Genomic DNA, 1,998 nt, shown 5'->3' with positions numbered 1-1,998 from the left:
CTATCCCCTAAAGAATTTAGGGAACAAGTGGTTTAGGTGTTTTGATTGGTGTCCCGTTTTCAGGGTTCACTTCATATATAAGGTGTTTTTTTATATTTAAACTATATACAATATGTTACTTAGCATTCCTTACTATTCAAGTTATTCTTCTTTAATAACTTACTTATCTTTTGTCTATCTGCCCATCCTACTCCTATTAAGACTAAACTTCCTCCTATTACTATCTTCCAAGTTAAAGACTCATCTAATAAAGCAATTGAAGCAACAATACTTATTAACGGTAAGGCATTTAAATATAACCCACTTACTGATGCCGAGACTGTCTCTAGTGCTCTATTCCAAAACCAATACGCTAAAATTGTTGCGCCTATAACAAGATACATTACACTAAATCCAGTCTTCCATGTTTCGATTTCTGGGAAACCATAGTAAAAAGTTTCTACCATTGCAAATGGTAATAAAATAACAGCTCCAATAATTAAAGTTAATGTTGTAAAAACCTTGTTTGATAAATACTGTTCTTGTTTTGGTCTTTTCAACAATACTGTATAGAAAGCAAATAAGAAAGTGCTTAATAAAATAAGGGTATCTCCTATTAAAGATACTTCTTGATTACCGTTACTAGATCGGATAGTAATAAGAAGTACTCCAGCAGCTCCCAATACAATACCGATCCAATAATTAAGCTGAATTTTTTCTTTCAAAAAGATCGCTGAAAAAAGAATTGTAACTAACGGTAAAGCAGCATCAATAATACTAACATGTAATCCACTTGTTAAAGAAATACCGTAGGATGTGAACATAAAGTAACCAGCTACACCAGTAAAAGATAGTAAACTCATTCTTTTCCACGGCACTTGTTTATGTACAACCGATTTTTTTAATTGTTTAAATGAAAATAGCAAACAAATTCCACCAGCGAAGAAAAGGCGAATAAATAACAAAGTAAATGGCTGAATAACTTCTAACGCCCACTTTGTTGGCGCAATGGCTGTCCCCCATAATATAACAGCCACTAATAACATGCATATTTCTTTCATAATCCCCCACACCCATCAATAATATATATTAATTACCTTAATTATAGATTTTTTGATGAATGAAATCCTTTAAAAATGAAAAGATATTGTATAAATTGAAACTTTAATCAGCGGGGGTTCACTTCAGCGCATGTCACATAGCCCAAAAGCGTTGCGAAATGTTGGCTTGTACACGATGAAACAAAGTTACTTAAACAATAACAGGATGGCTACTGTAAAAGAAGTAGATACTGCCATGCAAGCCAATACGAATGATTGGGGCGTTCAATCAAATTCTATTCAAGCGATTCGCAGAGCCTTATATGCAGAAGTGAAGAGCCTTTTTAAAGCGTTGGAACAATGTAAGAAAAATCCTGAGCAGTTCACAGGGCGTCCGAAGTTTCCAAATTATTCTCGTTCCACTGACAAACGAATCATTGAAATCTATCAAGTCCCTAAAGTGGATAATAATGGGTATTGGATGGTTCCGATGAATGTGGCATTCAAAAAAAATTGGGTTCCATTAAAATACGTATGCCGAAAAATTTAAGACATAAAAAAATCTTCTACATTGAGATTGTACCGAAGCAAAAAAGTCGGTTCTTTGAGGTGCATGATACATATGAAATGCATGTTTCTCAAATGAAGAAACCATCCACGACTACGAGTAACGCTTTGAATTGCAATTTAGGTGTAGATAGATTAGTAAGTTGCGTGACAAATCGTGGGGTAGCATAAATGCTAGAGCGTCAAACTGTCTAGCGATAGACGAAAAGACCTAGCGCTCGAGCTCAAGCCCCCACTGAAAGGCTTTGTCTCACTGGGGGTAGTTGACTTTAAAACGTCTCCATTTCATCCTTTTCTCTCATTAAGATTACTAAATTTACGGATTATGTCATTTGATATATATAAATAAACACAAAAAAACCTAAGTCGAAACGACTTAGGTTTTTGCTTGGCGACGTCCTACTCTCACAGG

General features: G+C 34.9%; 1 protein-coding gene and 1 pseudogene. One reads left to right on the top strand and one right to left on the bottom strand.

The window, feature by feature from the left end; genetic code table 11:
* Nucleotides 1–119: 119 nt before the first annotated feature.
* Entirely contained in the window at nucleotides 120–1,052 is a 933-nt protein-coding gene (locus PDQ33_RS28765; protein ID WP_270395450.1) for a DMT family transporter, read from the bottom strand.
* A 109-nt stretch (nucleotides 1,053–1,161) separates the two neighbouring features.
* Between PDQ33_RS28765 and PDQ33_RS28760 the strand changes: the two are divergent.
* A pseudogene (locus PDQ33_RS28760) lies at nucleotides 1,162–1,754 on the top strand (RNA-guided endonuclease TnpB family protein); the annotation flags it as partial.
* Nucleotides 1,755–1,998 lie beyond the last annotated feature (244 nt).

The sequence above is a fragment of the Bacillus cereus group sp. Bc031 genome (assembly GCF_027716265.1).
In the GTDB taxonomy this organism is placed as follows: Bacteria; Bacillota; Bacilli; order Bacillales; family Bacillaceae_G; genus Bacillus_A; species Bacillus_A paranthracis.
This window is presented reverse-complemented; position numbering and strand designations above follow the sequence as displayed.